This window comes from Nibribacter koreensis, assembly GCF_039541795.1.
GTDB lineage: Bacteria > Bacteroidota > Bacteroidia > Cytophagales > Hymenobacteraceae > Nibribacter > Nibribacter koreensis.
This window is the reverse complement of record NZ_BAABGX010000002.1, coordinates 1896244-1903532: the sequence shown is the minus strand read 5'-3', so window position 1 is coordinate 1903532 and position 7289 is coordinate 1896244. Positions and strand designations below refer to the sequence as shown.

7 protein-coding genes are annotated in these 7289 nt (G+C 48.2%); 1 reads left to right on the top strand and 6 read right to left on the bottom strand.

The annotated features are described in order from the left end of the window. Nucleotides 1-666 precede the first annotated feature (666 nt). The 6 genes from ABD880_RS15515 to ABD880_RS15490 form a co-directional block, all read right to left on the bottom strand. The gene (locus tag ABD880_RS15515; protein WP_345168045.1) at nucleotides 667-1188 is read right to left on the bottom strand and encodes a DUF2480 family protein; all 522 of its coding nucleotides are present in this window, start codon (nucleotides 1186-1188) and stop codon (nucleotides 667-669) included. 4 nt (nucleotides 1189-1192) lie between these two features. Continuing rightward, nucleotides 1193-1882: a tRNA (adenosine(37)-N6)-threonylcarbamoyltransferase complex dimerization subunit type 1 TsaB gene (tsaB, locus tag ABD880_RS15510; protein WP_345168042.1), complete on the bottom strand. Its 690-nt coding sequence runs from the start codon at nucleotides 1880-1882 to the stop codon at nucleotides 1193-1195. 120 nt (nucleotides 1883-2002) lie between these two features. Then, the gene (locus tag ABD880_RS15505) at nucleotides 2003-3667 is read right to left on the bottom strand and encodes a S41 family peptidase (RefSeq protein ID WP_345168040.1); all 1665 of its coding nucleotides are present in this window, start codon (nucleotides 3665-3667) and stop codon (nucleotides 2003-2005) included. A 32-nt stretch (nucleotides 3668-3699) separates the two neighbouring features. Next, on the bottom strand, nucleotides 3700-4113 hold the full coding sequence (rnpA, locus tag ABD880_RS15500; protein ID WP_345168037.1) for a ribonuclease P protein component: 414 nt from the start codon (nucleotides 4111-4113) through the stop codon (nucleotides 3700-3702). Between the two features lie 35 nt (nucleotides 4114-4148). Next, nucleotides 4149-4307, bottom strand: a complete 159-nt coding sequence (gene rpmH / locus ABD880_RS15495; RefSeq protein WP_071885432.1) for a 50S ribosomal protein L34 — start codon at nucleotides 4305-4307, stop codon at nucleotides 4149-4151. Nucleotides 4308-4668: 361 nt separating this feature from the next. Next, complete coding sequence (locus ABD880_RS15490; protein ID WP_345168027.1) at nucleotides 4669-5310, bottom strand: Pycsar system effector family protein; 642 nt, start codon at nucleotides 5308-5310, stop codon at nucleotides 4669-4671. 195 nt (nucleotides 5311-5505) lie between these two features. On the opposite strand from ABD880_RS15490, the gene ABD880_RS15485 reads away from it, so the two are divergent. Continuing rightward, nucleotides 5506-7224 (top strand): M61 family metallopeptidase, encoded by a 1719-nt coding sequence (locus ABD880_RS15485; RefSeq protein WP_345168024.1) that lies wholly within the window; start codon nucleotides 5506-5508, stop codon nucleotides 7222-7224. The last annotated feature ends 65 nt before the right edge of the window (nucleotides 7225-7289 follow it).

The following is a 7289-nucleotide window of genomic DNA, read 5'->3' as shown; positions in this document are numbered from 1 at the left end:
TTCTCACCCCGGCATCGCTGCCGGTGTGCTCTTCCTATCTTATCCCATCTACTCAAAGAACTTCCCACGGGGCTTTCCCCCGTGACTGCGAAACAAGCTTTTCGTTTCGTGTCTTTCTGCTGTATGTGTCTAATGGCCAGTTACTTTTGCGTGTTGCAAAGGTAGCGAAGACCTTTCAGACGACCAAAATTTTTCTGTCTTTTTTTTCTTCCGAACCTGCGTTCCAGATCCGGAGGGCCTGTTTCCAGACCGGGTTGCAAAGGTAAGAAGAAGCTCTCAACTTCCAAGCACCAGTGCGATTTTTTCTCTCTTTTTTTCCCTCCGCCCTTTCGGCGAAGACCTCCTTTTCAGAAGGGAGTGCAAAGGTAGGAAACTCGTTTTACTTTCCAAGCACCGTGCGGGTTTTTTTTTCCTCTCCCCCATCCGCCCTTCCGGCGGAGGCCCTTCTTGGAAGGGAGTGCAAAGGTAGGAAACTTTCCTAAGCTTGCAACACCCGGCGCGAGGTTTTTTTTTGGCTTTTCCCTCCGCCCTTTCGGCGGAGCCCCCTTGTTGTTGGGAGTGCAAAGGTAGCCAGACGGGCCGGGTTTCCAAGCGGGAAGGCGGAAGAAAACGGGGCGCGCCGCATAACCGCCTGGCACGGAGCGGGAAAGATTTCAAAGTGATTTATTAAGCCTCGGTTCTTTCCTTTGGCTTCTTGTAAATAGGCACTGTTGAGCATGGTTCTCCATACATGATACTACTTGCCACCGGAAGCAGTTTCTGCATAATCTCTACGTAGGCATAAGTAGGAACAGGAATATGACCACATCCTTTAATGACCAATTTGGCGTCTTGGTACTGCTCAATATCTATAGAGGCAATGGCATCTTGGAATAAGGCTTGCTCCAAGGCATCTAAATCTCCAAACACATATCTATTCACAAACGGCTGAAGCTTGCTTGCTAACAGCATATAAGCCCAAGTAGGAACAATGGCGTCTGTTGAACAAATGATGGCTACATTCTTTCCAGCGTATTGAGACCAGTCATGCTCTTTCACAAAAGCCCTGAAATCCTTCTCGCGCAGCATCAAGCCATGGAATAGATTATCCTTTATATCATAGACCACTCTTTCACCTGGATGCAGTAACTCCTCCAGGTTAATAGTAACAAGTCCGCTGTTGGCTACTCGGTTAACAAACTCTTCCATGTTCTTATTTGATTGAAGGCTTGGTGATATATACTTCTTTTAAATAGAAGGGCTCATAATAGGCCACATCTTCAAACTGCTGTGCTTGTAATTTTGCGAAAGCCAGTTCTCCTATGGCTTTTGCTGAAGGTTTAACATTCTCCAGATAAAATGCGTTCTCATGCGGGGCCAACAATTCTTTGGCCTTGGTGACCCCGTTCCCAAAGAACACCACCGGTTGAGTTTCTAAGTACGGGGCAAAACTGCTGGACTCTAATATTAAAGGCTCCACTGGCAGAGCAGTATTTAAATCATGCGTCACTATACAGGTATACACCTCAGACCGACGGGCATCTAGCATGGGGCAATAGAGAAACCCCTCTTTGTTAGGAGTAGTCCCTATCACTTGTTGCGCCATGGACATAAGCGTATCAACGGCTATCAATGGAATGTCTAGAGAATAGCAAAGGCCTTTGGCTGTTCCTGAACCTATCCGTAGACCGGTATAAGAGCCCGGGCCACCCGAAACTGCTACGGCATCAACTTCTTTTAATGAAACGCTTGCATACTCCAGCACCTGGTTGACCATGACCGTAATGTGCGACGAATGCGATTTCTCTAATCTAAGTTCTGCATAGGTCAGCAGTTGCTGGTCTTGGTGCAGAGCCACCGAGCAGACCGATGAAGAGGTTTCTAAGGAAAGGATGTAGGCCATTCTATATTATATGCATTGAGCACTTTCTATTGCAAAGCTACAGGTTTTGAAACTAAGAAGGGCGATGCATGCATCGCCCTTCTTAGTTTACTTTACTACACTATATATAATAGAGTGGTTTTACTTTTTAGCCGAAGCGGTCAACAAGCTTTGGTACTTGGTGGGGTTGTTCAAAACATCCAGCGCGGCCAAGATATCCTGGTCATCATCAAAGGTAGATTCCACTATCCCCTTCTGCAGGTAATAACGTGCCGCAATCTCTTGCTCTAACATCTCTGTAATCTCAGGCTTGAAACGCACCAAGTCATTACTCTTGTTGGTAGCCACTTTCTTTCTGATCTGCTCAATGTCTGTGCGCACGTCTTCATAGTGCTTGTCTTCCTTGGACTTCTTGATCATGTTGTCTAAGGCTTTCTCCACGTCTGTAGAATAAGAGATGTCTTTGCCGTTTAGGTAAGAGACAAACTTCTGATACTCGGCATCAGACAATCTAAAGTCTTTGGCTGAGGCTATAGATGGATTAGCCGCCTTGAACCGGTTGGCATAATCAAACAAGTAGCTCTTGGTAATGAGTACTCTTATAATATCTGGCAGAGGCTTGTCCTTTACCTCAATGTCTGGAGAGATACCACCACCGTCATATACCGTTCTGCCATTGGCAGTCTTAAAAGCCGCGCGCAAAGAATCTGGCGTTTTATTTAACGTGCCGTCTGCATTCCTGTGCGCATAGTCAATGGCCTGTATACAACGACCGCTTGGGATGTAATACTTAGCCGTAGTCACTTTCAACTGGGAGTTGTAAGACAATGGACGTGTCATTTGCACCAGGCCTTTGCCATACGTACGCTCCCCTACCAACACGGCACGGTCATAATCCTGCAAAGCACCGGCCACAATCTCTGCCGCCGAGGCACTGTTAGAACTAGCCAAGACCACCAACGGCATCTGCACATCCAAAGGCTCGTCCAGGGCTTTGTACATTTTGTTGTACTCGGTCACTTTTCCTTTGGTGCTCACAATGTCTTTCCCGCGCGGCAAGAAGAGGTTAGAGATGTTCACTGCCTCGTTCAGCAGACCGCCCGGGTTGTCACGCAAGTCCAGGATAATCTTCTTAGCGCCTTGCTCTTTTAGTTTAGTAACAGCTTTGCGCACCTCTACCCCAGCATCAACGGTAAATCCTGACAGTTGCAGATAGCCTACTTCAGAATTAATCATGCCATAATACGGCACATTGTTGATTTGTATGTTGGCGCGGGTCACGTCCACCAGCATGGGTTTGTCCACGCCAAAGCGCTTAATCTCTAGCTTAACAGGCGTACCGGCCTGCCCTTTCAAGAGCTTGCTTACTTCATTGTCATTCTTCTTGGACAGGTCAACGCCATCAATCTTTAAAATCTCATCGCCAATGAGCAGACCGGCCTTTTGAGCGGGAGAGCCTTCATGTGGAAGAGAGATGATGGTGCGCCCTTCGCGTTTGCCTACCAAAGCCCCAATACCGCCGTACTGCCCGGTAGTCATGGTCCTGAAATCTTCTATATCATCTTCAGGAATGAAGTTGGTGTAAGGGTCCAGGGACTTGAGCATCGCATCAATCCCCACGCGCACCAGCTTGGTAGGCGGCACGTCATCTACATAGTAGGTGTTCACCTCCTTGAAGAGCGTAGCAAAAATGTCCAGGTTCTTGGCTATGTCAAAGTACCGCTCAGAGGTGTCTGAGTTGGTAAAAGAGAAAAGGCCCCATGCCGCACCGGCTACAAGAAGGCCAGCGAAAGATTTCTTCAGCATATTACACAGGTGGAATAGGGAAAAATGAGAAGCTATTCTAAAATCAAACGCTCCAGCCCTGAATTTAGTTTTTTACAGATGGTATTGAAAGAAGATTTTTCCTTCCCTGTAAATAAAAAGGCGATAAGCAGGGTAGTGTCCGGGGAAATGGACGCAGTAATGGCATGTTTTTGGAGACGGTAAGCCTCGCGTATTTGGCGTTTGAGCCGGTTTCGGTCCACCGCTTTCTTGAAATGGCGCTTAGACACAGAGACTAAGACCTGCACCGAGGAGCCTGGGCTGGGCTGCGGCAACCTGAGGACCACAAACCGCAAAGGGTAAGAATTGAAAGAAGAACCTTCACGGAACAGCTGGTCTATCAGCTTTTTGCTCCGTAAACGTTCTTCTCTCTGAAATCTATAAGAAATCGGTTGCTCTTCTGCAGAATGTTCAGTGAAGGTACCCATTCGCGAGGCGCCTTGCAGCGAGCTACTCAGAAAAATTAGGCTTTGTGTCTTCTTTCGTCAGAAACGGTCAGTTTGTGACGGCCTTTAGCTCTTCTGCTAGCTAATACTCTTCTACCATTGGCAGTTTCCATTCTTGAGCGGAAACCATGCTTATTTCTTCTTTTGCGTTGCGAAGGTTGGAATGTTCTTTTCATCTTACACTAAACATTATATTAAGGGTTGCAAAATTAAGAAATCAAATCTGATAAATCAACCCTGCTCCCATATTTTAATTTGATTATTTGCACGTTACCCGTCTCAGCTAAAAGCTATGCTTCCATATAGGGCTCAGCGTCAAACCGTTTTTGGCCTAATTCTTCTAAAACAAGCCAAAAACGACGTACTACCCAACAAAGAAAGGCCTATGCACTGGTAAAAGCAAATCCTGTTTTTAGCGTCATTCCCAGAAAACAGGCCAAAAACGACAGCACAAGACCTAGTTTGCCTTGTCACAAACTTCAGTAATACAAGAGAATTGGGCTGTAAGAGCAGTATGCGCAACCAAGAAGAAACAGTCTACCTATGAATGAAAATGACCACAAAAAACGCCAGCACCGTAAGCACAAATCCTACCATCAAGACATTGTAGCTTAGCCGGAGGTAATGGTACTTGCGGGCCACAGAAACCCCCAGACCGTGTAAATCGCGCATGAGAGCGTGCCGGGAGCGGGTTCCGTTCTCCAGGAGTTTGTCCATGGCCATCTCATATTCCCGGATGGACATCTTATGGAAGTTCTCAAAATGGAGCAGGTTTACTTCTTTATCGGCTACCTCGTCTAAAGTATAATACCCGCGCGTATGGTCTGGCCTGGTAGAGATGATGGCCAAAACCATGGTGCCGGTACAGGTACAAATTAAGATGATGGTAGGGATGAGGTAAATGCTGATTTCTTCAAACTTGCGCAAGTACACCGTAAACATCACTGAGATGGCCAGCGTGCAGATACCTATCAAAATGTTGGCGCGCCGGTCCCCTATGGCTATGTAGGACACGTGATTTCTAGCCGCGGTGCGGTACATGTTGGTAAGACCGCTAATCCGTTCCTTTGCAATGAGTGCCGCCTGCTTCTCTTGAGCCTTCTCTTCTTCCTTTCTTTTTTCCTTGGCCTTCTTCTTTTGCTTTTTAAGGGCGGCTTCTTGTTCTTCTATTTCATCCATATCTTTTCCCTGAAACAACAGACAATCAAAAACTTAAAGCCCATATACTTGATTTAACGGCCCTGGGCAGGCTTAGTTTAAAAGTATGGCCTAAACCTGCGCTATGCTAAACGTTGCTGGATGTTTATTGCCTCTCATCCTAAAATCTTGCAACTTCCGGCCGTTATCCATTCAAGAAGTTCGTTAGCACGCTATATGATACAGTACCGCCTTTCCAGCCGAAACCCGCTGAGCTCTTACATACAAGTCAGCACCCATATCACTCAGATTACAGAGCCTACCCTCTTCCTGCAACTGCCCACCTGGCGACCCGGCCGGTACGAACTCCAGAACTTCGCGCAAAAACTACAAGCGGTTGAGGTGCTGACCCTGACCGGAGAAGCCCTGCCGTTTAAGAAAGTAAACAAAGACCGCTGGCAGGTAGACACCCAAGGAAATAATGAACTAGAAGTGCGCTACAATTTCTACGCCCGCCAGATGGACGCCGGTGGGTCTTGGGTAGATGAACAAGTCCTGTATGTAAACCCGGTCAACTGCCTGCTCACCGCGCAGGGCCAGGAGCATCTCCCCTGCTCTTTGGCGATGGAGATTCCCGCGGACTGGCAGATTGCCTGCGGCTTGCCAGTTTCAGGAGGAAACACCTTAGAGGCGCGTGATTTTGACCATCTGGTAGATTCTCCGTTCATTGCCAGCGCCAGTTTGCAACGCCAGACCTATGAGGAGCAGGGCATTCCGTTTCATGTCTGGTTTTATGGGGATTGCACGCCAGACTGGGAGCAGATTCTTCCGCACTTCAAGGCGTTCACCCAGGAGCAGTTGGCCTTGTTCAAGACGTTCCCGGTGCAGGACTACCATTTCATCAACATCATTCTGCCCTATCAGCATTACCACGGCGTAGAGCACTTGAACTCCACGGTCATCACGCTGGGACCTTCAGAGGCTTTGATGAGCCCGGCGCTGTACAAGGAGCTGTTGGGCGTGAGCTGTCACGAGCTCTTCCACACGTGGAACATCAAGCAAATCCGCCCCCAGGAGATGTCGCCATATGACTTCACCCAGGAGAATTACTTTAGGACCGGTTATGTGGCCGAAGGCGTCACCACCTACTACGGCGACTACCTGCTAGCCAGAAGCGGTGTATTTACCCCCGACCAATACTTTGCAGAACTAGGTACCGTCATCAAACGCCACACCGCCGACCAAGGCGAAAAAAGCCTTTCTGTGGCAGATTCTTCTTTTGACACCTGGCTGGACGGCTACAAGCCCGGCATCCCAGACCGCAAGGTGAGCATCTACCACAAAGGCTGTATTGCCGCGCTGATCTTAGACATAGAAATAAGCAAAGCCACCAACAACGCCCAGTCCTTGGACCAGGTCATGCGCCGCCTATGGGAAGAGTTCGGTCAGAAAGGCATTGGGTATACAGAAGAAGATTACCAGACCCTGGCTGAACAGGTGGCAGGAGTGTCGCTACAGACTTATTTTCAAGAGATGATCTTTGGGACGGTGCCTTTTGAGAAGTGGCTGGCGCCCGCTCTAGAGTATGTGGGCTGTCAATTGCAGAAATTGCCCTCGGCCTTGCTCCATGAATCCCGCTATGGCTTTAGATTGGCGCCTACCCCAACGCTCACCGTGGGCTACGTTGCGCCAGACTCGCCTGCGGCCAAGGTTTTCTCTGTAGACGATGAGCTTATCGCTTTGAACAGCAGAAAACTGGAGAATCTGAACCTACAGGCTTTACTTGCCCAAGAAGAGAAAGTAGAGTTCACCTTGTTCAGGCAGAAGAAACTGATGACCGTGACCCTCCAACCAGACGGCGAAATTCATTTGCCCCAGTACAAAGTGACCCGCAACCCAGAAGCCTCGCCGCCTCAAAAGGAAAACTTCAAAGCCTGGCTGAAGCAAGAGTTTTAGACAACTACCAACAGTCCATATGCCGTTTTTAGGCTGATTTCTGGAAAACAGCCCAAAAACGAAAA

Excerpts from the sequence above, each read along its gene's own strand:
- ABD880_RS15515 (WP_345168045.1), bottom strand. The coding sequence starts at position 1,188 with ATGGAAGAGTTTGTTAACCGAGTAGCCAACAGCGGACTTGTTACTATT.
- tsaB (WP_345168042.1), bottom strand. The coding sequence starts at position 1,882 with ATGGCCTACATCCTTTCCTTAGAAACCTCTTCATCGGTCTGCTCGGTG.
- ABD880_RS15505 (WP_345168040.1), bottom strand. The coding sequence starts at position 3,667 with ATGCTGAAGAAATCTTTCGCTGGCCTTCTTGTAGCCGGTGCGGCATGG.
- rnpA (WP_345168037.1), bottom strand. The coding sequence starts at position 4,113 with ATGGGTACCTTCACTGAACATTCTGCAGAAGAGCAACCGATTTCTTAT.
- rpmH (WP_071885432.1), bottom strand. The coding sequence starts at position 4,307 with ATGAAAAGAACATTCCAACCTTCGCAACGCAAAAGAAGAAATAAGCAT.
- ABD880_RS15490 (WP_345168027.1), bottom strand. The coding sequence starts at position 5,310 with ATGGATGAAATAGAAGAACAAGAAGCCGCCCTTAAAAAGCAAAAGAAG.
- ABD880_RS15485 (WP_345168024.1), top strand. The coding sequence starts at position 5,506 with ATGATACAGTACCGCCTTTCCAGCCGAAACCCGCTGAGCTCTTACATA.